This is a genomic window from Parachitinimonas caeni, from assembly GCF_030129945.1.
In the GTDB taxonomy this organism is placed as follows: Bacteria; Pseudomonadota; Gammaproteobacteria; order Burkholderiales; family Chitinimonadaceae; genus Parachitinimonas; species Parachitinimonas caeni.
The window spans coordinates 185,159-208,834 of the sequence record NZ_JARRAF010000005.1; the positions used below are offsets into that span (position 1 = coordinate 185,159).

Sequence of the window (23,676 nt, forward strand, 5' to 3'; positions counted from 1 at the left end):
GCGTCACCAGGGCATCGAATCTGAATAAGCCAGCGTGGCGGGCGGGCTTGGGCCATAAAACGTCAACAGAGCCTAGTCAAATAAACCGTGCAGATACCAGCTCTGCTCCTTTCTATCGAAGTAGATCCAGTAACGGCGGCCGGATGGACCGCATGCCAGGTAGTAGTCGCGTGCAATCGGGGCGCCGTCCCACCAGCCACTTTCAATGCGCTCGGCCCGCCCCTGGCACTGCAAAGGCTCGCCAAGCCAGGGGCGGGCATCACGTAGTTCCAGTGGTTGTGGCGTGTGTAACAACCACGCAGGACGTAGGGTTGCCGGCAGCTGGGGGGCGTTGTCCGGCTGTTGGCTGGTTCGCCATGCCCGCTCCGGTCGATGGTCAGGGTGAGGTTGAATGCCGGTCAGCGCTTGGTCTCCAAGCCGAGCTTTCAACCGCGCCGCCAACAGCGCAAAGTCGGCGGCTGACTGTCCGTTGGAGAACAGATCGCTGACGGGTGCATCCAGAGCATGCAATACCCTGGCTTGCAGGGTTAGCCCCAGTGCGGGGGCTGGCAGTGGGTTGACCGCAAGTTTTTCTTTTAATACGCCCAACATCTCGGCAACTTCCCGGGTGGGGCGGCCAAATGCCAGCATCAGATCGAAATGGCTGCGGTTCTCCGGCAAGGCCGTGGCGTGATGGGGGGCCGATAATGGCTGGCTCTGCCCGGACTCCAGATCGGGACGCTGCTGCAGGGTCAAACGCAGCGTCACCTGCTGTACGCCTAGTCCTCGCCCCCGCAGAAAGCCTGATAGCTCGATCAACAGGCGTCGCCCGGCAAAGAGCAGGGCTTCGCTCGCTTGCACCGGATAGTTCAGATCCAGCTGACGTTCAAACTGGTCGGGCGGCTGATAAGGCTGCCTTGGATCGGCCTGCCTCCCCAATGCGCGGTCAAGCAGTTGGGCCAGTTGTAGGCCCAGGCGCCGGCTCAGCCCCCGGCTGGGCAAGGACTGGACGTCGGCCAGCGTCTGCAAGCCCAGTCGCCGCAGACTGGCTATTTGTTCGGCAGCCAGTGGCAAGCCGGTGAAAGAGAGTTGCCCGAGTGTTTCGGGCAGCGTTGCAAGTGCAACGGCCTCTGGTCTTCCCGCCTGTGCTAGCCACAGTGCGGCGAGCGGGGTGGGGGCACAGCCTTGCTGCACGGTATAGCCCAGGTCGATCAAACCGGCATCGACCTGCTGTCTTAACCGTTCCAGGCCACCAAAGTAGGCAAGGCAGCTGCCGATTTCGAGCAAGAGCGCAGGGGCTGGGTCTAGCGTGACCATTGGGCTGAACTGCAAGGCCCAGGCCGCCAGCGCGTTATGGGCGCGATGTTCGGCTGCTGTGTCGCGCCGCAGACAGCGCAGGCTGCTGGCGAGTGCTTCGGCTGCCGAGCGGCGCTGACCGGGGCGCACTCCCAGTTGTGCCGCTGTCTGGTTGCAGGCATGAACCCGATCAACCCGGCCCTGGCTGTCGATAATCGCCAGTGGCTCAGGCGGCGACGCGCAGGGTGCGCTCGGGAACGCTTGTAACGGTAGCGCTGGCAGGTAGAGGGCTAGCCACAGCATCGGCAAAGCGGAATGAGAGGGGCTGATCGCCAGCCCGGTTTTCATGAGGGATCAATACCGGGCGAGCCAAGGGGGCGCCGCGTCGCTTCAGAACTTGTACCGAGAGACCACCGGCTACCGGCTCGACCTGCAGGCGTAGGCCGACAGGGGAACTGGTGGAAGCGGTACCGCCTCGCAGGATAAAGCCGCTGCCGCCACCGGTTTCCGCTGCCAGTTGCAGGCGTCGCCACAGGCGGTCGGCCGGAGCACCCGCCAGCCAGCCAACAACGGCGCCAACCGAGGGTTCGCGCAGGGTTTGCTCAAGCGCCCAGAGTCGATCCCGCTCGTTATCGGCACGCAGCCACGATAACCGCGTCAGATCGACCCCGGCCGCCTGCCAGGCGGGGGCATAAGGAATATGCGGTGGGGCGATCAACACAATCTGCCGGCCAGCCTGGCTGAGTGCTGCCAGGGCAGGGAGCAGGAGACGTAGCTCACCACTGCCCGGTTGCCGGGCGACCAGATCGGTCAGGCCGCCAACCGGCCAGCCAGCTCCCGGCAGTTCGCGGTCGAGTGCCGAGTGACCGGTGGCAAGGCCGGGGTGCTCGGTGCAGGCGAGTTGGTCGCCACGCCAGATTTTGGGATGGTGCAGCAGGGCATCGACAGCGGGGTGCATGGGCGGCTCCTTGGAGTACGTTTGTTCACTAATAATAGGGAACGTTTGTTCTCTTTGTCAAAGCCGTCCGGTAAGTTTTTACAGAAAAATTTTGTTTGAAGATCCAATAAAAAAGGCAGCAAGCGCTTGCTTGCTGCCTGTGGCTAAAAACTTGATTCAGCGCGATTTAATGTGCCAGATGGACAGCCTCATAACGCTGGCTGCGCAACAGGTCTGCCAGACTTTCCTCTGGCGTGCTGCCCACGCCATAGCCAAGGTAGAGCGTGGTGCCAAAGGCAGTGCTCAGGTCTGCGTTTTTGATCAGATCAATCGTCAGTGGCTCCAGCGCACCGGCCCAGAATGCCTGTGGCTTGGTCGGGTTGTGGGGTTGCCAGTGAATGGCCGAGGCCATCAACAACCCCCCATCACTTGGTGCAGCGGCGATGAAGACATGGCCATTCTTCTGCAGATGGGCATCGGCGGGTGTCAGTTTGAGCTGGATGCTGCGACGATCTAGCGGACCTTGCACTACAGCGGACATTTCTGGCTGAGTGCCTCGGAATACAACAGGCCGCACCTGCAGTTTGCCAGCGTTACTCAGCGCGAAGTTTTGAGTGACTTGAACGTACTGCAAGGTGCCATCAGTCTTCAAATAGATGAATTGCTCCGGGCCTGCAGCAATGGCTTGGACCTGTTCACGGATTGTCTCGAAATACGGCTTGAGCTGAGGAACGCCCGACCATGCTGGAGGGTATAGCCAGCCAGCCAGCTGCAGTTCACCTTTCAGGGTCAGTGCCACGCTGAAGTTCTCGCCCGCTGCAATGGCTGTGTAGCCGCTACCCACCAGCTGAGGAGCGTCAAGGTTGTTGATATGGCCAGCCCCTAGTTGGCCACACTGATTGCGGCCCCATGTCCATAAACTGCCATTGGCTTTCAGGGCCAGGCTATGCTGCCAGCCGGCCGCAATGGCGGTATAGCCTTCGCCGATTTTGATGGGGACGGCACTCAATCGGTCAGCGCCAGGGTGCCCGAGTTGCCCCGCTTCATTACCGCCCCAGGCCCACAGGCTTCCGTCAGTTTTTAAGGCGAGACTATGGTGACCCCCAGCAGCAATTGCGCTGAACCCGTTACCGATCAGCACTGGCGTTGTGCGCTGGGTCTGGCTGCCGTCACCCAGTTGGCCAGATGTGTTATCACCCCACGCCCACAGGCTGCCATCTGCTTTCAAGGCCAGGTTATGAACATTCTGAGTTGAAATGGCGGTAAAGCCATGGCCAACTCGCAGGGCATCGGTAGAAAATTCTTTATCGCTGGCAACACCTAGCTGGCCTTCTGTGTTGCGCCCACGCGCCCACAGGCTGCCATCTGCTTTCAGAAACAAGGTGTGCCATAGGCCGCTGGCAACCGCTAGGGTTCCAGTGTCGATTTTGGTTGGAGAAAGCGTACTACCCAGGTCTTCACGACCTAACTGACCAAAGGAATTCGCACCCCAGGCCCAGACATCGCCATTTGGTTTGATCGCGAGCCCGAAATTGTTGCCGGCACTGACTGTGCTGAAATCACTTTGATGGCCATGTTCAGCGGCAAAAAAATCACCGTTCTTCCAGAAGACGAGTTTGCCTTCGCTGTTTCGGGCGAGTATGTCATTGCCCCGCAAGGCCATCGATTCAAACTGCAGCGGGTTGGCAAACAGGCTGGGTGAACGGGAACTCCCATTGACCAAAACGACCACACTGCCATCGTCTTTGATGCCAATACCTGTCTCATTGTCAATCAGAAAGTCCTTAAAACCGGGGGCAACGTAAGTGGGAGTGCTTAGGTAATCCCCGTTATAGCAATAACCGAAATCATAAAGTTGGCCCCATCTGACCAAAGTCCCATCAGTTTTCACGCCATAACGGATGGACCCGTTACTTGTTGCGCTGCGAAAACCATAGCCTATCAAGCTGGGGTTGCCTCCCCCCCATTCCCAAAGGCTGCTATCCGCTTTGATGGCAAAGCCGCGACCAGGACTCGCAAACAAGGCAACGTAGCTCGGATCGGTATCCAGTAGCTGGGGTAACCCTCGGCGTGGCGTGTTGATATTCCGCATATCCCCCCAGCCGAGCAGGTTGCCGTTATTTTTCACCGCAAGACTGAGTCCCTGCGCGGCGGCAATCAACTTGAAACCTTCGCCAACCAGACGTGGCTGAGGGTGATCCGCGAGATCGGTGTCCCCTAGCTGTCCTTCTTCGTTACTACCCCACGCCCAAAATGTGCCATCGGCTTTGATGGCCAGACTATGGGTGTTGCCGGCGGCGACAGCGGTATAGCCGGAGCCGATTTTTACCGGGTAATGCTCATAACGGGTGCTGCCATTGCCGAGCTGGCCGTGTTCATTATGACCCCAGGCCCAGAGCGTGCCGTTGTCGTCGATATAGAGGTAGTGCTGCTTGCCGGCAGCCATGGTGGCGGCGATGGCAGGGCTGGTGAGCAGAAGCAGGCCTGTCAGGGCGGCAAGCGTGCGATGGAGAGATCCCGAAGTGGGACGGATGCGAGACATATTCAGATGATTTCCGTAAAAACAACTAGATAGATTGAGTACAACAAAGCTTATTGGTGTTAAGGCCAGATTAGATATGCCAGACGTTTTCAGCTTTTCTGCGGGGGCGGGATTATAGAGGAATCCCATTCAGGGGAAATCGTAAATTGTGCAGGGCCTTGCTTGGTTGGCCGGTGGGTCAGGTTGCCGCAGCCGGCAACCCCGGCATATCCCGCCTAGGCACTCACCAGCTCGGTGTGTAACTCCTCCAGTTCCTGCAAATGGGTGCAGTCGTGCCGGTAGATGTAATGCGCCAGCTCTTCAATGGTGATGCGCTGCTGGCTGGCAAGTATGCCGAGCCGCTGCCGCTGGGTGGGGGGCAGGTCCTGCAGTGAGCGGATCAACGCCTGCCGATGCAGGGTAAACGTCTGCTCCGCCGCCTGAAGATCCTGTTCGAGGTAACGCCGCTGTTCGGCAACGGTGGTGCCATCGAAATCCTCAAGCTGGGGCAGCGTTTCATTAAGGATGCGGGACAGGCGTAGCTGGTAGCCCTCGTGCTCCAGATCGCGCAGGTGGCAAAGATGCTCGACCAGAGCAAAGCCGCAGGCAGGTTTCTGCTGCCATTGCGCTGGTGAAAAGCGCTCGACAATTGTGTGCAACCGGGCTGGCATCTGCGCGAGTTCTTCCAGTAGCGTTTCGAAGCTATGTTCGATGGGCAGGGCACTCCAGACTGCACCATAAGTGAAGTAGCCACCGGGCACACGGCCCCGGGGCCGCAGCAGTTCATGCCGGTGTCGTCGCATGATGTCTGCGACCAGTGCGCCGCAATACTGGCGGGCGGTGTCATGGTTGGCGACTTCTGGAAAATGACTCTGCAAGTCGTGGCAGAGCGCGGCAACGGCCGGAACTTCGATGCGCGATAACGCGGCGAACTCAATGTAGCGGTTCGGCGTGTCGATCAGCTGCAGCAGTTGTTGGCCAAGTGGCGTTTGCTGGAATTCATTGAAGCGTGAGTGCATGACGGGTGGGCCTCGGTGTGGGGGTCTATCAGTCAGGATCAAGCAATTCGTCTTATCCTGTCTTTTTATAACGTATCAAAATGAAACGGTATTGAAAAGGCTCATACGGAAGTTTTTGGAAGCGCAACGATGTCCGGCTGTACAGCCAGAAGTGAGTGCTATCGAGGAATGGGCTTGCATCTCGCAGGGTAGAACCTAGTCTGAAGATACTGCTTGGGTGGCATGTGCAGGGGCCTGCAACGTCATGGTCGGTAGTGAAGGTCAGAACGACGCCATGCCCCAATGCTCGGCCCGGCGCGACCGGAAATAAAATGTATCCACAGAGCCAGGAGCGGTGAGTGCATGGAGTTCTTGGGAAAGGCAGTGCCAAACTGGGTTTTCGACTGGACAGGTGCCGTGCTGGTGGTGGTGTCGCTGGTTTATTTGATCCGCAAGCACCTGTGGTACTGGCATTTTTCCAACGCCAGCCTGTTGCCGTACTTCGTACTTTTTGTGGTGACCCGGCAGTACATGCTGGCTGGGTTGCAGGTGAGCTATCTGATCTTTGGCGTACATGGCCTGTATCTATGGCATCTCGAACAGCGGCGTGATCAGCATGGCGAGCGTTTCAACGAGCGCTTCTGGTACAACCTCGGCTGGGTGCTGACCCTGCTGATCTTCGCCTACACCATCAGCGTGACCAGCTTTGGCGGTATTTGGGAATGGCTGCAATTTGCCATTGTGTCGGCTTCGCTGATTGCCAACTGGGCGACCACCCGCAAGTGGCTGTGGAGCTGGTATCTGTGGATCTCGGTGAATCTGCTGCAAATCGTCTATTTCGCCCAATTTGAGCTGTGGGCGCTGTTCGGGTTGCAATTCATCTTGATTGCCCTCTCGCTCAAAGGTGCGATCGAGTGGGCGCGAGACCGCCAGCGGCAAGGGCTGCCTGTCCATGTCTGAACGATTTACCCACGCCCTGATCGTTGGCAAATGTGCGCCCCCTCATCGGGGGCATCAGCTGGTGATCGATACAGCACTGGCCGAAGCGACCCGAGTGACGCTGCTGATCTGGTCAAACCCTGACTTTCCCTCAATGCCCAATGCGGTGCGGGCTGCCTGGATACGTGAGCTGTACCCACCTTTGCTGTTCCCGCAGCTGACCATTCATGTTGCGGATTACCCGCCCGTCAACAGCGAGCCCGATATTGTCCACCGCGAATACGTGCGGCAATGGGCGGTGCGCCACCATCTGTCTGATGTGGATGTGGTGTACACCAGCGAGGATTACGGCGATGGCTTTGCCGCACATATGGGGGTTACGCATCGCCCGGTCGATCGCGGGCGGACCCGGGTGCCCATCAGCGGAACCCAGCTCCGGGCAGATCCGCATCACTGGCGCGAGTTTCTGGATCCGCTGGTGTATCGGCATTTTGTCGAGCGCGTCGTGTTTCTCGGGGCGGAGTCCACCGGTAAATCGACTTTGACACGTAGTCTGGCTGATACCTACCAGACCAGCATGGTGCCGGAGTTCGGTGACGAAGTTTTTCGGCGCGAGGGCGGATGCTTGCAGCCGCATCACTACCTCGAAATCGCCCACGGCCACCGGGCGCTGGAAGATGCGGCGGCCTTGCAGGCAAAGCGCTTTCTGTTTTGTGATACCAATGCCATCACCACGTTGTCGTGGGCATTCCTGCTGAACCGCAGTGCGCCCGACGAACTGTTCCAGCTCGCTGATGAATGCCAGCGTCGCTACCGCCATGTTTTTGTCTGCGCCGATGATTTTGGCCATGTTCAGAATGGCTGGCGTGCCAATACCGAAGTCCGCCATGCTCATCAAGGCTTGATTTTGTATGACCTGGCTCGTCGTGGTATCCGCTACCACTACCTCGAAGGCACTTTGCCGCAGCGGATCAACAGAGTCTGCGATGTGCTCGAACTACGAGCCTGAGCGACACGCACGGCGCTGCCTTGCCTCCCGGATTCCTCTTCAGTGAAAGCATTGTCCTGTTCTGCGACATTTCCAATGGGTATCAGCATTCCTGCTGGAATAGAGCAGATTTAATTGGGAATTTTGATGTTATGTTATAACGTATTTATTGAATTGAAATATTATAACATTTTAAAAAAATCAAATGAACGGGGCTATAGAAGCAAATGCCGATATATCAAGCAATCAATCTGGCTGGGCTCTGCGCTGCAGTTGTTAAGCAGCGCTAAATTTCTGCTGTAAATGGCTGTCGGGAAAATGGCAGATTGTGTAAGTATTAGAAAAGACTAATGCGTGGACTTTTTATTGCTGTTTTCCGCTACTTCGTTTGTATGAGTTTGGGTGAGGTTGGGGCAGTATTGAACCTATTGCCTATGTGGATTTGTTTGAATGGGCTAATTCGAATGTGTGCGGCTTAAATAAATAAAATTTTTATAAATTGATTATCAGCCCATCAATACTGGGTTTGGTGAAGGCGCGGATTTGAAATAATTGTTTGGCATTGCCTGGGTGGGAAATGCGCAAAATCGTGCATTGGGCTTACTTGTGGTGAAGCTTATCTTAGGGATTTGAATCATCGAATTGCTGTATGGGTAGTGAATTTCACTGCTATGGCACGAATGTTCGATCGAAGTATCCATATCAGCCCGATGTTTGGGTATCAAAAGCATGGTTTTTGCCTGTGGTCAGGCAATGTGACCATCGAAATGGCATACGCAACGTAAAGCTGGATTTAACAGTATTGGGAGTGCGGATATATCATCAATAAATTCGGATTAGATTGCTTGCATTGCGGAAATATCCTGTTACTATTTCCTGTACATATTTATAAAAAGCTGGGTCGTCGCACTGGTATTGCCAGTGCAACAGCGGAAGATTGGGTGCCCTTTGCGAGAAGGGCGAAGCAAGCCTGGATATCTGGAAAGATGTCTTAAATAAGGGCGGTCAATGCACCAAAACCGGGTCTTGGAGCCGGAATGGTGCAGATCTTCAGATCGCCTATTCAAAATATGGCTCGCGCAGTCGGGTGTTTGCAAAAAAGAATGGCGTCAGGCCAGGGGATGCTTTTGCCTGTAATTCTCCGGATTGATGCAATTTAAAGGTATCTAATTGAATAGCCTCTTATTAGAAGGCGATTTGAGCGGATGCTGCGGCAAACATTGATTGCACCTCATTCTTCCTTTGAGACCCGACCCCAGACGGCCGCCGGAGAAACCGGCCGGATGGTAGCTGCCAGGCATCGCACCGGGCGGCGAAAGCGTCACAGCGTTCATCGACGCTTTGACAAATCGTTCGTGCTGATGGCTGCACCAACCCGGTGCCGCCTGGCGCGGAAAAAGCACAGCGGGAATCCCCGCAAACCGTGTCTACAAAGGAGCCTAGAAAATGAAGCAATCCCTCATCCCGGTGGTACGTCCGCTCGCGATGACCGTTCTGGTTGCCGCTGCCATGAGCAGCTATGCCGCAGAGCGCGTCAGTGTCGAAAACATCAAAGCCCCTGTCACGATCATGTCGGCAGGTGCTGGCGGCGTACACACAATGCTCGGCGTGAGCCAGGATGATCTGAAGCCAGTCCGTAGCGCACAGCTACCCAATGGCACTGTCGTAACCCGTTATCACCAATACCATCAGGGTATTCCGGTCTGGGGCGAGTCGGTGGTCGAGACCAAGAGCCCTCAGGCAGGTGCTGCCGCCAAGTTGAGCGGTACCATGCTCAAGGGCGTGGAAATTGATCTGCCATCTGTGGCTGCCAACATCAGCCCGGCAGAAGCCCTGCGTGTTGCCAAGAACCAGCGGATGGGCGGTATGTCGCTGGCTTCAACCACCACGCTCGAAAAGGCAGATCTATTTGTTCGCCTGGACGAGAAGAAGCAAAGCCAACTGGTGTATATGGTGTCCTTCCTGGTTGAAGGCGGCATCAAGCCAAGCCGCCCTCACTTCATTGTGGATGCCAAGAGTGGCCAGGTACTGAAACAGTGGGAAGGTATCGCCCACAAAGATGCCACCGGTCCTGGCGGCAATACCAAGACAGGTCAGTATGAGTACGGCACCAATTTTGGTCCGCTGGTGGTGACCGATGATTGCAAGATGCAGTCTGCAGAAGTGATCTCGGTGGATCTGGCCGGCTCGACCAATGGCTCCAAGACCACGCCTTATCAATTCACCTGCTCGCGCAATACCTACAAGCAGATTAACGGTGCGTTCTCACCCATCAATGATGCGCACTACTTCGGTAATGTCATCTTCAATATGTATCAGCAGTGGCTGAATACACGTGCCTTGACCGGCAAGCTGTATATGAAGGTTCACTACGGCAGCAGTTACGAAAATGCCTTCTGGGACGGTACCGCCATGACCTTTGGCGATGGCGCGACGACCTTCTACCCACTGGTATCGCTGGATGTTGCCGCACACGAAGTCAGCCACGGCTTTACCGAGCAGCACTCTGGTCTGGTCTATGAAGGCCAGTCAGGCGGTATCAACGAAGCCTATTCGGATATGTCCGGGGAGGCTGCCGAGTACTTCATGAAGGGAACCAACGACTTCCTGGTGGGGGCCGAAATCTTCAAGAAGGCTGGCGCATTGCGTTATATGGATGATCCGACCAAAGACGGCCGGTCTATCGGCAATGCGGCGGATTACTACGACGGCCTGGATGTCCACTACTCAAGCGGTGTTTACAACAAGGCGTTCTACACCCTGGCCAAGACGGCAGGCTGGAACACCCGCAAAGCTTGGGAAGTGTTTGCCGACGCCAACTCGATGCACTGGAACCAGAACACCAACTTCAATGATGGTTCCTGCGGCGTGATCAAGGCGGCTGAAGCCCGTAGTTATCCCAAGGCTGATGTGGAAGCGGCCTTCAAAGCGGTTGGTGTGACTTGTGGTACCACACCACCACCCGGCGGCGACACCTTGACCAAGGGGGTTCCGGTAACGGGCCTGGCTGCTTCGACGGGTGCAGCGAAGAACTACAAGATGGTCATCCCTGCTGGTGCCAAGAATCTGACCTTCAAGATCTCCGGCGGTACTGGCGATGCGGACATCTATGTGAAGTTTGGTTCGGCTCCGACCACCACCTCCTACGACTATCGCCCATACCTGTGGGGTAACAACGAGACAGTCACCATCGCAACGCCGAAAACCGGTACGTACTACGTGATGGTTCGTGCTTACTCCAGCTTTAGCGGTGTGACGCTGGTCGGCAATCACCAATAAACCAATCTAATTGACCCTCTGACACGTCCCCGGCTACGGCCGGGGCGGGGAGGGCTTGTCTGAATGTTTCTTGGTTGGCGCATGGCCAGCCATTGGGAGAATGTCAATGCAATTTCCGTTTCGTGCCTCTGTTGTCGTGGCTGCCCTGCTGGCAGCGGGCCTTGCTTCTGCCGCGACACCGGCCAAACCCGGCAAGGTCTGGATAACTGTTGGCGACAAGGCTTACAAAGTTCTGCAAACCATCGACAAGAAAGCGGTCAGCGTTGAGCAGAAAGTGTTGCAAACCCAGCGTGGCAATGCTTTTGAAGCGGATGCCACCGAGCTGGTGCATGTGGTCCAGATGGATGCAGGGGCCATGGAGCAGCTGTCGGAAGGCGTGCATGAGAACCTGCACCGCTGTGGCGGCTATATGGTCCATAACACCCTCGAAGAAGCCCGTGCTGCCCTGCAGCCTCCCAAGATGCTGGCGACACTCAGCCGCCCGACTTACAAGATTGATGATCAGACCACGATCAACCCGATGCTGACACAGGCGCAGGATTCGAATATCGCCGACACCATCGTTTCGCTTTCGACCAACTTTGTGAACCGGTACTACACCACGTCTGGAGGCAAGAACGCTTCGGACTGGATTGCCAATAAATGGCGCACCTTGGCCAATGGCCGCAGTGATGTGACGGTTGAACAGTTCACCCATGCCAATTGGCCGCAGAAGTCGGTGATTGCCACCATCAAAGGCACGGATAACAGTTCTGAAGTGCTGGTGCTGGGTGGTCACCTCGATTCGATCAACCAGAGCGGCACCAGCGAGACGACCAAGGCGCCGGGGGCTGATGACGATGCATCGGGTATTGCCAGCCTGACCGAAGCCTATCGGGTAATGATGGCCAATAACTACAAACCCCGTCGCACCATTAAATTCATGGCCTACGCGGCGGAGGAAGTCGGCCTGCGTGGTTCGGCAGATATCGCCAAGACCTACAAGGCGCAGAACGTGAATGTGGTGGGTGTCATGCAGCTGGACATGACCAACTACAAGGGCTCGGATGCAGACATCTATATCTACACTGACTACACCGATGCTGCGCAGAACCAGTTCCTGGTTGATCTTGCCAAGACTTATCTGCCAACCCTGAAGATTGGCTACGACAAGTGCGGCTACGCCTGTTCCGATCATGCTTCCTGGACCAATCAGGGGTATCCGGCCTCGCTGCCGTTCGAGTCGTCGTTCAATGGCGATGATCCCTATATCCACACCGTCAACGACACCTTCGCCAACACCGGCAATCAGGCGCTGCATGCACTGAAGTTCGCCAGACTGGCATTGGCTTATGCCGTTGAGCTCGGCAACGACGGGCCTTCTACCGGTGGTGGCGAAAAGACAGAGACCTTTAACGACTCCGTCGCCAAGGGGGCCAACAAGTATTACGGCCCATTCAAAGTGCAAGGTGGAACGACCTTCAAGGCTGGTACTACCGGCACTGGCGATGCGGATCTGTACGTACGCATTGGTGCTCAGCCCACCACCAGCAGCTACAACTGCCGGCCGTATCTGAGTGGCAGCACTGAAAACTGCTCGGTGAATGTCACCAGTGCCAGCGATGTGTATGTGATGGTGCGCGGGTATTCGGCCTCGACCTATACCCTGACCACGACCTACACCGCGCAGTAAGGGTTCTGACTGGTGGACCGGCTGGTGGGCTGGTCTGCCTAGTCAAACGCAGATGATCCCGACGGGATCATTCCTCTGGTTCAGCAGGTTGGATTTCTCTCCCAATTGGCCCCGCCTTGATGGCGGGGCATTTTTACGTTCTGACGGAAGCCGAGATACGGCAATCCAGCGCAATGATGCGACGGCCGCAGGCGTTGCCCGGCATTTCACGGATTACTCCTGCGGTACCTGCATACAAGCTAGAATTCTGACTTTTGGGTCGGTCATGTCGCACGAGAAAGCCCCCGTCACTGCTGCGATCCGGGTATTACGGCAGCACAAAATCCCCTTCACCGAACATCTGTACCACTACGAAGAGCGTGGCGGTACCGCCGTATCTTCACGCGAGCTGGGGGTGGAGGAGCATGCGGTGGTCAAAACCCTGGTTATGGAAGATGAAACTCGACAGCCCTTGCTGGTACTCATGCATGGCGACTGTGAAGTATCAACCAAAACCTTGGCGCGACTGGTGCAGGTCAAGACCATCACCCCCTGTGCGCCGGAGGTTGCCAATCGGCATTCCGGCTATATGGTGGGGGGGACTTCCCCGCTTGGCACGCGCAAGGCCATGCCAGTGTATATGGAACAGTCCATACTGAATTTGCCCAAGATGTATGTGAATGGTGGCAAGCGCGGCTTTTTGGTGGGCGTGGACCCCAAGGCGATTGCCAAAATACTGAACGCTGTTCTGGTTGAGATTGCCATTCCCCACCACGGAGAGTCCTGATGCGTGACAAACCCATTCTGAGCAACGGCGATGTGATCGTCAGGCTGGCCGAGCCCTCTGATGTCGCCGAGGTTCATCGTTTCTTCAGCGCTTATTGGCCCGGCTTTTCGGTCTACGTGCCGACTGCGGCGCCCGATGCCTATACCCTGAGTTTCTGGGAACGCGAGCTGGTGCTGTACCAGGAAGAGTACGAGCAGGAAAAGAGCTGCCGGATGTTCATTTTTGAAGCCAGCGATAATCGCACGGTGATCGGCATGCTCAATCTGAATGACCTGGCACGCGGCGCGGCCTTCCAGTGCCGGATCGGTTATACGATCGCACCAGATCAGGAGGGGCGCGGCCGAATGTATGCTGCCTGCAAGCTATGCATCGACTTTGCCTTCGGACCCCTCAATCTGCACCGGATTGAGGCGCAATACGTGCGTGGCAATATCCGTAGCGCCAAACTGCTGGAGCGCTTGGGGTTTCACACCGAAGGCATCTGTCGTGATTACCTGTTTGTACATGGTCGCTGGCAAGACCATGTGCAGGCCGCCCTGTTGAACCCGGCTTGGCGCAATCCCGCCGTTGCGAGTAGCTGAGCGCAATGCGCAATCCCAATATCCACTGAGCCTGGTTTTGAGTAATGAGTCATCGTTTAAGCAAGATCGTCACCCGAACGGGTGACCAAGGGACAACCGGTCTGGGTGACGGTAGTCGCGTAAGCAAGACCCATCCACGCATCGTCGCCCTCGGCGATCTGGATGAACTGAATTCCCAGCTGGGGGTTGTCAGGGCGGAGGCATTGCCGTTGGCGATTGATCAGAGCCTGCTGCGTATTCAACATGATCTGTTTGATCTCGGCGGCGAAATCGCTGTGCCGGGACGCCGGGCGCTCCGTGAACAACAGTTGTTGCGGCTCGAAGCCGAAGTCGAGCAGTTCAATGCCGAACTGGGGCCTTTGCGCGAGTTCATTCTGCCGGGCGGCTGTCGGGCGGCGGCGGCACTGCACGTCGCACGGGCCATCTGCCGACGTGCCGAGCGGGCCTTGCAGGCGTTGAGCGAGCAGACCCCTGAGCTGGAAGCTGGCAATCTGGCAGGCCGCTATCTGAATCGCCTGTCCGATTTACTGTTTGTTGCAGCCCGCTATAGCAATCGCACCTGCGGGCAGCCCGATGTGCTGTGGCAGCCAGGCCTTAACGCTACCGCGCAGGAGTCATAAGGTGGAGTGGCTGCAAGCCCTGTTGGATATGGATGGGCTGTTTCTGGTGGGGACAGTGTCCTTCACCATCAGCGGCTATCTGGTGGGAGTTCGCCATAAGTTCGACCTGCTGGGGGTGTTGATTGTGGCGCTGCTGACGGCCATTGGTGGCGGCATCGTCCGGGACATGATGCTTAACCGCATTCCACTGGTGTTCCATGATGGCAGTGCGCTCTATACGATAGGCGTGAGCCTGCTAGCCAGCAGGGTGTTTCGCCTGTCTCGCCGCAAGAGCACCACCCTGTATCGCCTGTTTGTGATAACCGACTCGATCGGCTTGGTTGCGTTCAGCCTCGCTGGCGCCGAGGTGGCGATTCATTACGGGCTCAACCTGTTCGGTGTTCTGGCGGTAAGCTTTATCTCGGCAGTGGGCGGCGGCATCGTGCGGGATATGATGGTGAACGAAGTCCCCTTTATCCTGCATCGCGATTTTTATGGCACCGTTGCGCTGGTTTGCGGCGGCGCGTTGTATCTCGCTGCACAATTTGGTTGGCATGGCCCGGCGCTGCAATGGAGTCTGTTTGCGGCGGGGCTGGCATTGCGACTGTTTGCCCACTCGCGTGATCTGCGTCTGCCGCAGGTGGAGCAGCCAGATTGACCCACCGCTGGTCCTGATCCGCAGATGACCGCTCCTCCGACTGCTATGATTTTTTCATGACACTGCATTCTGTTCCCCCCGCGCTTCAAACCCCGCTTGATTTTGAACAGGCCCGAGACTGGCTGGCCCATCGGCTTGATACCGTACACGCCCCGTTATCCGGTGATTTTGATACGGGTATCGAAACTACTCCGGCAGCGGTGCTGGTGCCTCTGGTGATGCGGGAGCAGGGCGTCTCGATACTGCTGACCAAACGTACCGAGAACCTGGCCAAACATCCTGGCCAGATCAGCTTTCCTGGTGGACGCATCGAGTATGAAGAAACCCCCGAGATGGCCGCGCTCAGAGAAACCGAGGAAGAAACCGGCTTAGCCCCGGATTTTGTGACAACCGTGGGGCGCCTTGCGCACTACGTCACGATTACCGGCTTTCGCGTGGTGCCGGTGGTGGGGTTGGTCCGGCCAGGGTTTGAGCTGAAACTTGCCGAGCAGGAAGTTGCCGCTGCGTTTGAAGTACCGCTGAGCTTTGTATTGAATCTGCAAAACTATCAGCAACATCCCTATCAGGTAACCAATAAGCGCGGGTTTTATCTATCGTTGAACTGGCAGGGGCACTTTATCTGGGGTGCAACCGCTGGCATGTTGATGACCCTTTTCAAGACGCTGAGCGACAAAGTCGAGCTGCGCGCAGAACCTCCCGCTTTCTGAATTCAATGAACTCAATCACACAAGATACGCCAGCCGACCATCGCGTCGAGCTGTATACCGATGGTGCCTGCAAAGGGAATCCCGGCCCCGGCGGCTGGGGCGCACTGTTGGTCTACAAAGGCCGTGAAAAGGAATTATTCGGTGGTGAACCGGATACCACCAATAACCGCATGGAGCTGATGGCGGTCATTGCCGGCCTGGAAGCGCTGACACGGCCATGTGCCGTTACCGTTTATCTCGACTCGCAATACGTCAAGAACGGTATTTCCACCTGGATTCATGGCTGGAAACGCAATGGCTGGAAAACTGCTGATAAAAAACCTGTCAAGAATGCTGACCTATGGCAGCGGCTGGATCAGGTCCAGGCGCGCCATCAGATCACCTGGCAATGGGTAAAAGGTCACGCTGGCCACGAGGGTAATGAGCGTGCCGATGAACTTGCCAATCGTGGTGTGCTTGCCTCTCGCGATTAGTTTTTTCCAAGAGCTTCTGGCGGGCTGCCAAGGGGCAGAGGTAACTGCTGATAGCCTGAATTGACAAGGGTTTCAGAGTATCGTGCCTGATCGGAACGGCTTTGCAATAGCCTTGAAAATGCTCGGAAATCCTCAGCGAGTCTTAAGTTTTCTTCGTTGTATTGTCGCCAAGAATTGGCTGGGCGACGCATTTTCGACAGCAAAAGCGACAAGGTGCTGTCATAATATCTAAAATATATGACATCCTCATTTTGAATTGAATCAAAATAGGGGATAAGGAAAGTAGTGCTACATGCGGCAAATCATTCTGGATACTGAAACAACTGGCTTACGGGCGGAAGACGGCAACCGCATTCTGGAAATCGCTGCGGTGGAGATGATCAACCGCAAGCTCTCTCCGCCAGATCGGCATCTGCATCGCTATATCAATCCCGAACGCGACAGCGAAGAAGGGGCGTTGCGTGTTCACGGCCTGACGACCGAGTTCCTTGCCGACAAACCCAAGTTTGCTGACATCGTTGATGAGTTTCTGGAATATGTCCGTGGTGCCGAACTGATCATCCACAACGCACCGTTTGATATCGGCTTTCTGAATGCCGAGCTGGAACGGCTTGGCCGAGGTCGCATCGAAGACTATATCGGCGGTGTGATCGACACCCTGGCCAGAGCCAAGGATATGTTTCCGGGCAAGCGCAACTCGCTGGATGCGCTTTGTGACCGCTTCGAAGTTGATCGTTCCGCGCGTACCTTGCACGGCGCCTTGATTGACTGCGAGCTGCTGGCCGAAGTTTATCTGTCCATGACCCGTGGACAGGATAGTCTGCTGGTGGATCTGGAGGTCGAGTCGGTTGCAACGCACATGGTGCAGGACCATAGCCGATCCAACGTTGTGCGGGGCCCGCTGAAAATCTTGCAGGTTAGCGACGAAGAATTGGCGGCCCATGCGGCGTATCTTGCAGATCTGGACAAGGCGAGCAAAGGGCAGTGCATCTGGTCTCGGCTGACTACCGTGGCGGAGGCTGGCTGAGCGATGGCTGGCAAATGTGTAGGGTTGATACCTGCTGCGGGTTCCGGGTCGAGAATGGGGGCGGCATGTCCAAAGCAATACCTGCCATTACTCGGCCGCCCGGTGTTGTTTCATTCTGTGGCGGCAATGGCCAGATTGCCTTGGATTGAGCGGGTATATGTGGTGTTGTCGCCTGCCGATCAGGATTTTGTTCAAACTGACTGGCGTGGCCTTGTCGACAAAATCGTACCGTTATATGTGGGCGGGGAAAGCCGCGCCGAAACAGTGCGTAATGGATTGGCCGCAATTGGTCACGATCTGACGGAGATGGACTGGGTGCTGGTCCATGATGCGGCTCGCCCTTGTTTGTCTTCAAATGATTTGAATCGTTTGTTGAGTACCCTGCAGGATGATCCCGTGGGGGGGCTGCTGGCGATTCCGGTCGCCGATACCATCAAACGTGCTTCGACAGATGGCACGGTGGCTGTGACGGTGGCACGTGACATGCTGTGGCAGGCTCAGACACCGCAGATGTTCCGTTATGGAGTGCTTCGCCGGGCGTTGGCCAGTGGGGCTGATGCGGGAATTACTGATGAAGCCTCGGCAGTTGAAAAATTGGGCATGGCACCTAGACTGGTGGCGGCCCAGGACAATAATTTCAAAGTGACCTACGCGCAGGACCTGTTGCTCGCAGAGCAGGTGCTAAGAAGTCGTGGGCTGTTGGAGGAATAATGATCCGGATTGGACAGGGATGGGATCTGCACCAGCTGGTAGAAGGTCGCAAGCTGATACTGGGGGGAGTGGATATTCCGTTTGAAAAGGGGCTACTCGGCCATTCTGACGCCGATGCCCTCTTGCACGCGATTACCGATGCGCTGTTGGGCGCTGCCGCCTTGGGTGATATTGGTCGCCACTTTCCAGATACCGACCCCCGCTATAAGGGCGCAGATAGCCGAGTGCTGCTGCGGGCGACAGCCGAGCTGGTTACTGCTGCCGGCTATCGGATTGGTAATATTGACGCCACGATTATCGCGCAAGCCCCAAAGATGGCGCCGCATATTCCCCAAATGATTGAATACATTGCCGAAGATCTCGGGCTCACATCTGCTATGGTCAATGTCAAGGCCAAGACCAGTGAGCGGCTTGGCATTGTTGGCCGTGGCGAAGCAATTGTTGCTGAAGCCGTGTGTCTACTATATTCAAAGGAGGCTTGACTGTGGGGTGGCGCGAACTGGCCTGCTTAGTGGTTACTTTGGCGCTGACTTCCTGTGCCACTGCCCCGCCGCCAGCGCCGCCGCCGGTCAAAGTCGAACCACCTCCGCCGGTAGTGCCAAAGGAAATTCACGACAGTGATTACCTTGCTGCCGAAGCATTGGAAGCAAAATGGTCTTCACAAGGTATCAAGCCACAAATGATGGTCAAGGAGACGGTAGAGTCTTCGGGTGACAGGCTGATTGTGCTGAAAATGCTGACGGTACCAATCGGCGATAACTACGGTGCACTTTGGTCGCTGGTAGATGATGTGGCGATACTGGCCGCCAAGGCCAAACGGCCTGCCACCTTGTCGGTGCGGGTCAAGAACCGGCAGCAGCAACAGGCGTTTGCCGGGCGAATCAAAGCAGCCGCAGTGGCTAGTGGCGGGAAGAATTCGGTGGTGCTGGACTACAGGATCAGTGTCGCAAATCCAATTCAACTGACAGTGCAATTTCAACCATGAGTGCTCGAACAGCGAATCCAGCCAGTGCAGCTCAGGCGCCTAGTCGTCACACCCCGGCCTACCGCGATCCGGATACCTCGGTACGCGCTGAATGGGATGCGATGCGAGAGGGCTTGCCCGACAAGATTGACGAGATCATCGAGTCGTTCAAGGAAGACAAGATCGAGATTGTTCCGCGAAAGCCAGTTCCTGTCGTTAACGATATGGTGCAGGTGACGGCTAAAGAGCCTTCGCGTGGCCATAAAGTATGGATGCCATTGTTGCTGGCAGGGCTGCTCGTCATAGTTGGTGTTGCCTATTGGATGGGGGGGCAATCTGCCAAGGACGGACACCCGCCGGGCGGGGTATCGACACCTGGCGCGGGAGAGTTGAAGTCGATGCATCCTGAGCAGCCGGTCGTAGGTACCAGCGTTATTACCGAGGTGCCGAAGGTGACTACTGCGCCTCCAGGGCCGACTTCAGATCGTCTCGCTGCCAGCAGCGAGTCTGTCGCTGCCGTGGGCGAAGGGGCTGAGGATGCATTGGTGAAAGTGCCAGCCAAGCCAGCGGCGGAGGCTGAGCCAGCCACCGCTATCACAGCCAAGGCCGCAGAGCCGGTGTTGGCCAAACCCAAGCCTGCAAAAAAGAAAGCGGCTAAGGCTGAGGATACTGAAGTGCGGTTTACCGAAGATATCACCCCGTTACTGCGAAAGGGTTCGCATTGAGCAAGCACGCATTGCTGGTTTCTGTATCCGATTTAGCCAAACATCGCAGCCATGGAAACTGGATTATCGTGGATTGCCGGCACGATCTGATGCAGCCGGGCGCAGGTCGGGCTGCCTATCAGTTTTCGCATATCCCCGGTGCTGTCTTTGTCGATGTGGATCTTGATCTGTCCGCACCCAAAACCGGCAAGAATGGTAGGCATCCACTACCCGATCCTGAGGAATTCGCGGCACGCATGGCCATGCTGGGCTTGGATCAGGATGCACAGATCGTTGCGTATGATGCCAGTGGTGGTATCTACGCAGCCCGTTTCTGGTGGATGCTGCGCTGGATTGGTCATGCCAATGTAGCGGTTCTGGATGGTGGCTTTGGCGCTTGGACCTCGGCGGGATTGCCTGTTGAGTCAGGGGAGAATCGGCGAGCCGCCGGGCGTCTGTCCTGTGAGCTTCGTCGGCAATCGACGGTGTCGGCAGAAGACCTGTTGGCCAAGGATGCGTCGTGGCAGGTCGTCGATGCTCGCACTGCAGAGCGTTATGCGGGCATTGGCGAAACGCTTGATCCGGTGGCGGGGCATATTCCAGGGGCGCGTAATCGCTTCTATATGAGGAATCTGACCCAACACGGTTTTTTCAGACCGGCGCCAGAGCTGGTTGCTGATTGGCAAGATGTCATTGGAGATACCCCGACGGCACAGTTGGTAATGCAGTGTGGATCGGGAATTACCGCCTGCCACAATTTGTTGTCTCTGGAGCTGGCAGGTATCTCTGGCGTGCGGCTCTACCCCGGCTCTTGGAGTGAATGGTGTAGCGATGCTAGCAGGCCAATTGCAACCGGGCCTCAACCCGGCACAATGTGATTTCCCCGAGTAGCGTGTTTGTGGTGGTTTGATCAGGCAACCAAGGTGTCGGAGAGCTTCTCTTTGGCTTGGTGGTAGGCGTTGACTGCCGCAGAACTCATCCGGTTGCTGGCAAAATTGGCCACTTGGCGTGTCGCTTTTGAAATCGAATCATAGGCGCAGCCACTCACACACACGGCAGACCTGACGGGTTCCAGAACTTGGCGAACCGAGCTTTCATCAATCCGACGTAATACGGTCCTTTGGCTTTCTGAAAATAGCCGCTCTGTCAGTAGCATCAATTCGGTTTGCGTCTGCACTTGGGCAATGAACCAATCCCGGCTGAACGAGACGGTGTTTTCAATTTGCCGGCTAAGTCGCTGGGTGGTTTCCGATGGGGAAGGGGAAGGGTTGATTTCGTGCTCTTCCATTTCAGCCAGATTTTCCTGCCAAGCATCAAGCTGAATATCGCTAAGACGTTCAAAACATCGAACAGCCACGTCCGCAAAGCCTGACATGAATTCGAACTGTTGTCTGGACAAGAGACTTAACGGTGCGAGCATGGATTTCCCTTCCGTGAAAAACAAACAAGTAAACAAAATGTTTCACTTGCTACGTTTCTGTGAACAATCACGTTGAAATGCGGGCCTAGTCTATGCTTTTCATGCGCTCTGTCAACGAGCTGTAAGTTGTATAGTCTATTTGTCTGACATATTCAAATGACAATATTTAAATAGGAGGCTTGTTGATATTGGTTTCTTTTAGCGTAATACCTTTTTCATTCCATTGCAGATATCCACCTTGTCCACCGTACCAATCTGGCAACACCCAGCGTGAGCGGTGTTGTAAGTCGAGATCATATTGATGGTGTGCTGGCCGATGCGTGTGGCCATGAATTAATTGATGATCAGGAAAGCGTCGGAGCATTTCAACTACGGAGTCCAGGTTTACATCCATGATTTCACTGGATTTTTCCTGTTTGGCGGCTTGGCTGGCCATTCGTATGCGCAGCACTTCAGCTTGTCGATCAGGCAATGGTCTGGCCAAAAATGCGGCCTGCCAATCGGGGTTTCTGACTAGTGCTCGAAACTGTTGATAGCTGACATCATCCGTACAAAAAGTGTCGCCATGACACAACACTGCCATTTGCCCTTCGTGCTCAATGCAAACGGGCTCACTCAACAGTGTGACTTTGGCTTGCTTGGCCCAGGTTTCACCGATCAAGAAATCCCGATTTCCATGAATCAAATAGACTGGCGTACCCGATTCAACTAATTCCTTGAAGGCTTCTGCCACCTCTTCCGCCAGGGCATCCGCACCGTCATCTCCAATCCAGTACTCAAACAGGTCACCCAATACGTAGAGCCCATGCGCTCCGCGTGCGCAGGTCTGCATAAATTGCTTGAATGCTTCGAAGGTCGGAAGATCTGTGGTTGAAAGATGCAGATCAGAGATGAACAGTAGAGTCCGGTGCATGGGGAAATTAGCAGAAAGGATTGATAGAAAAGCCGGCAACATTTGGCCGGCTTTTCTGCTTACTGCGGCGGATGCCGGGCAGTATTACTCGACGATCTCAGCCGACAGGATCAGCACATCTTCAACTGGAACATCCTGGAACATGCCTTTGTTGCCGGTTTTCACCTTGCGAATGGCATCTACAACCTCGGAGCCGGCTGTTACTTTGCCAAACACGCAATAGCCAAAGCCTTGGGCTGTGGGGGCGGTGTAGTTCAGGAAGTCGTTATTGACGGCGTTGATGAAGAACTGGGCCGATGCAGAGTGAGGGTCTGGTGTGCGGGCCATCGCAATGGTGTAGGCATCATTACGCAAGCCGTTATTGGCTTCGTTCTGAACCGGATCGCGCGTAGGCTTCTGCTTCATACCGGGCGCGAAGCCGCCGCCTTGAACCATAAAGTTGCCAATAACACGGTGGAACAAGGTGCCACTGTAATGCCCGTCCTTTACATATTGCAGGAAGTTCTCGACGGTTTTGGGGGCGCGCTCCGCGTCGAGTTCAAGGGTAATGTCGCCTAAGCTGGTGTGCAGAATGACACTCATAGTGTGCTCCAGGTGGAAAATTATTGGGCTGCAGGTGCAGGTGCAGGTGCAGGTGCAGGTGCAGGTGCAGGTGCAGGTGCAGGTGCAGGTGCAGGTGCAGGGGTTTCTTGTGTGGCTGACGCCTTGATGACCGTAGCCTTCTTGATCAGGATGGGCTTGGCCGGCACGTTGGCGTGAGGGCCACTATTGGTGGTTTCAACCTTCACGATCTGGTTGGCCACGTCCATGCCCTTGGTCACCTTGCCAAAAACGGCGTAACCCCAACCACGTGGGGATTCTTCACGGAAGTTCAGGAAGGCGTTGTCGGCGACGTTGATGAAAAACTGGGCCGAGGCCGAGTGTGGGTCCATGGTCCGGGCCATTGCAATCGTACCGATGGTGTTTTGCAGACCATTCTTGGCTTCGTTCTGAATGGGTGCCCGTGTGGTTTTTTCTTTCATCTCCGGGGTCATACCACCGCCCTGGATCATGAAGCCGGGGATCACGCGATGAAAAATGGTGCCATCGTAGTGGCCCGACTTAACGTACTTCAGGAAGTTCTCGACCGACTTGGGTGCCTTCTCCGGATACAGTTCCAGTTCGATGTCACCCATGCTGGTGCTCAATTTGACCTGCGGGTTTTCAGCTGCCCAAGCGGTACCAAATGCCAGAGCACAAAGAAGTAGAAGTTTGCGCATGATTTATCAAATGTAGGCTGAGTTGCGACGCCGCATGATAGCACGCTGAGAATTTGCGCCAGTGCGCTTGGCAGAGGGATCGTGGGTGTCGAGGGGGGAGAGGTCTGATGTGCCGCCTACGCGGAGCCAGAATGACACCAGCGCACCCATAGATGGCATCAGGCCGCCTTTGATGGCTTGGGCCTGTTCAGGGTGTGACTGTTGGATTGCCATACTGGATCCGCAGTCGCCCGCTGTGGCGAGGCGGGGGTAAAATGACGCCAGATAATTTATGGTGAAACGGAG

Annotated in this window: 23 protein-coding genes and 1 pseudogene; 16 read left to right on the forward strand and 8 right to left on the reverse strand. The window is 56.0% G+C overall.

Translation table 11 applies throughout. The features are described from left to right. Positions 1 to 72: 72 nt before the first annotated feature. The 4 genes from PZA18_RS06265 to PZA18_RS06280 form a co-directional block, all read right to left on the reverse strand. A complete protein-coding gene (locus PZA18_RS06265) occupies positions 73 to 1,578 on the reverse strand; it encodes a Y-family DNA polymerase (RefSeq protein WP_284100025.1) in 1,506 nt (501 codons plus the stop codon). Next, a complete protein-coding gene (gene imuA, locus PZA18_RS06270; RefSeq protein ID WP_284099947.1) occupies positions 1,502 to 2,233 on the reverse strand; it encodes a translesion DNA synthesis-associated protein ImuA in 732 nt (243 codons plus the stop codon). The genes PZA18_RS06265 and imuA overlap by 77 nt, the downstream gene beginning before the upstream one ends. 166 nt (positions 2,234 to 2,399) lie before the next feature. Next, entirely contained in the window at positions 2,400 to 4,754 is a 2,355-nt protein-coding gene (locus PZA18_RS06275) for an RCC1-like domain-containing protein (protein ID WP_284099948.1), read from the reverse strand. A gap of 215 nt (positions 4,755 to 4,969) precedes the next feature. Beyond that, positions 4,970 to 5,752: a DinB family protein gene (locus PZA18_RS06280; protein ID WP_284099949.1), complete on the reverse strand. Its 783-nt coding sequence runs from the start codon at positions 5,750 to 5,752 to the stop codon at positions 4,970 to 4,972. Between the two features lie 363 nt (positions 5,753 to 6,115). On the opposite strand from PZA18_RS06280, the gene PZA18_RS06285 reads away from it, so the two are divergent. From PZA18_RS06285 to PZA18_RS06360, 16 genes are all read left to right on the forward strand, one after another. Beyond that, positions 6,116 to 6,691, forward strand: coding sequence for a nicotinamide mononucleotide transporter family protein (locus tag PZA18_RS06285; RefSeq protein WP_284099950.1), 576 nt, complete (start codon positions 6,116 to 6,118; stop codon positions 6,689 to 6,691). Continuing rightward, positions 6,684 to 7,679, forward strand: a complete 996-nt coding sequence (locus PZA18_RS06290; RefSeq protein WP_284099951.1) for an AAA family ATPase — start codon at positions 6,684 to 6,686, stop codon at positions 7,677 to 7,679. The genes PZA18_RS06285 and PZA18_RS06290 overlap by 8 nt, the downstream gene beginning before the upstream one ends. A gap of 1,425 nt (positions 7,680 to 9,104) precedes the next feature. After that, the gene (locus PZA18_RS06295) at positions 9,105 to 10,937 is read left to right on the forward strand and encodes a M4 family metallopeptidase (RefSeq protein ID WP_284099952.1); all 1,833 of its coding nucleotides are present in this window, start codon (positions 9,105 to 9,107) and stop codon (positions 10,935 to 10,937) included. Positions 10,938 to 11,043: 106 nt separating this feature from the next. Then, entirely contained in the window at positions 11,044 to 12,609 is a 1,566-nt protein-coding gene (locus tag PZA18_RS06300; protein WP_284099953.1) for a M28 family metallopeptidase, read from the forward strand. Between the two features lie 265 nt (positions 12,610 to 12,874). Beyond that, complete coding sequence (gene ybaK / locus PZA18_RS06305; RefSeq protein WP_284099954.1) at positions 12,875 to 13,375, forward strand: Cys-tRNA(Pro) deacylase; 501 nt, start codon at positions 12,875 to 12,877, stop codon at positions 13,373 to 13,375. Next, positions 13,375 to 13,956 (forward strand): GNAT family N-acetyltransferase, encoded by a 582-nt coding sequence (locus PZA18_RS06310; protein WP_284099955.1) that lies wholly within the window; start codon positions 13,375 to 13,377, stop codon positions 13,954 to 13,956. Before ybaK ends, PZA18_RS06310 begins: the two co-directional genes overlap by 1 nt. 44 nt (positions 13,957 to 14,000) lie before the next feature. Further along, the gene (locus tag PZA18_RS06315) at positions 14,001 to 14,576 is read left to right on the forward strand and encodes a cob(I)yrinic acid a,c-diamide adenosyltransferase (RefSeq protein WP_284099956.1); all 576 of its coding nucleotides are present in this window, start codon (positions 14,001 to 14,003) and stop codon (positions 14,574 to 14,576) included. 1 nt (position 14,577) lies between these two features. After that, positions 14,578 to 15,213: a trimeric intracellular cation channel family protein gene (locus PZA18_RS06320; RefSeq protein ID WP_284099957.1), complete on the forward strand. Its 636-nt coding sequence runs from the start codon at positions 14,578 to 14,580 to the stop codon at positions 15,211 to 15,213. Between the two features lie 56 nt (positions 15,214 to 15,269). Next, entirely contained in the window at positions 15,270 to 15,920 is a 651-nt protein-coding gene (locus PZA18_RS06325; protein WP_284099958.1) for an NUDIX hydrolase, read from the forward strand. Positions 15,921 to 15,925: 5 nt separating this feature from the next. Then, complete coding sequence (gene rnhA / locus PZA18_RS06330; RefSeq protein ID WP_284099959.1) at positions 15,926 to 16,393, forward strand: ribonuclease HI; 468 nt, start codon at positions 15,926 to 15,928, stop codon at positions 16,391 to 16,393. A 292-nt stretch (positions 16,394 to 16,685) separates the two neighbouring features. Next, on the forward strand, positions 16,686 to 17,420 hold the full coding sequence (gene dnaQ, locus PZA18_RS06335) for a DNA polymerase III subunit epsilon (protein ID WP_284099960.1): 735 nt from the start codon (positions 16,686 to 16,688) through the stop codon (positions 17,418 to 17,420). Positions 17,421 to 17,423: 3 nt separating this feature from the next. Next, on the forward strand, positions 17,424 to 18,131 hold the full coding sequence (ispD, locus tag PZA18_RS06340; RefSeq protein WP_284099961.1) for a 2-C-methyl-D-erythritol 4-phosphate cytidylyltransferase: 708 nt from the start codon (positions 17,424 to 17,426) through the stop codon (positions 18,129 to 18,131). Then, positions 18,131 to 18,613: a 2-C-methyl-D-erythritol 2,4-cyclodiphosphate synthase gene (ispF, locus tag PZA18_RS06345; protein WP_284099962.1), complete on the forward strand. Its 483-nt coding sequence runs from the start codon at positions 18,131 to 18,133 to the stop codon at positions 18,611 to 18,613. Before ispD ends, ispF begins: the two co-directional genes overlap by 1 nt. A 2-nt stretch (positions 18,614 to 18,615) precedes the next feature. Then, positions 18,616 to 19,116, forward strand: coding sequence for a hypothetical protein (locus PZA18_RS06350; RefSeq protein WP_284099963.1), 501 nt, complete (start codon positions 18,616 to 18,618; stop codon positions 19,114 to 19,116). Next, a complete protein-coding gene (locus PZA18_RS06355; protein ID WP_284099964.1) occupies positions 19,113 to 19,820 on the forward strand; it encodes a hypothetical protein in 708 nt (235 codons plus the stop codon). Before PZA18_RS06350 ends, PZA18_RS06355 begins: the two co-directional genes overlap by 4 nt. Next, positions 19,817 to 20,677 carry a sulfurtransferase gene (locus PZA18_RS06360; RefSeq protein WP_284099965.1) on the forward strand — a complete coding sequence of 287 codons (861 nt, stop codon included), beginning with the start codon at positions 19,817 to 19,819 and terminating at the stop codon, positions 20,675 to 20,677. The genes PZA18_RS06355 and PZA18_RS06360 overlap by 4 nt, the downstream gene beginning before the upstream one ends. A gap of 32 nt (positions 20,678 to 20,709) precedes the next feature. Here PZA18_RS06360 and PZA18_RS06365 read toward each other — a convergent pair whose 3' ends face one another. From PZA18_RS06365 to PZA18_RS06380, 4 genes and pseudogenes are all read right to left on the reverse strand, one after another. Continuing rightward, the gene (locus tag PZA18_RS06365) at positions 20,710 to 21,219 is read right to left on the reverse strand and encodes a hypothetical protein (protein ID WP_284099966.1); all 510 of its coding nucleotides are present in this window, start codon (positions 21,217 to 21,219) and stop codon (positions 20,710 to 20,712) included. A gap of 166 nt (positions 21,220 to 21,385) precedes the next feature. After that, entirely contained in the window at positions 21,386 to 22,174 is a 789-nt protein-coding gene (locus tag PZA18_RS06370) for a UDP-2,3-diacylglucosamine diphosphatase (protein WP_284099967.1), read from the reverse strand. Positions 22,175 to 22,216: 42 nt separating this feature from the next. Then, a complete protein-coding gene (locus PZA18_RS06375) occupies positions 22,217 to 22,714 on the reverse strand; it encodes a peptidylprolyl isomerase (RefSeq protein WP_284099968.1) in 498 nt (165 codons plus the stop codon). A 125-nt stretch (positions 22,715 to 22,839) separates the two neighbouring features. Further along, positions 22,840 to 23,391: pseudogene (locus tag PZA18_RS06380) on the reverse strand (peptidylprolyl isomerase); the annotation flags it as partial. Between the last annotated feature and the right edge of the window lie 285 nt (positions 23,392 to 23,676).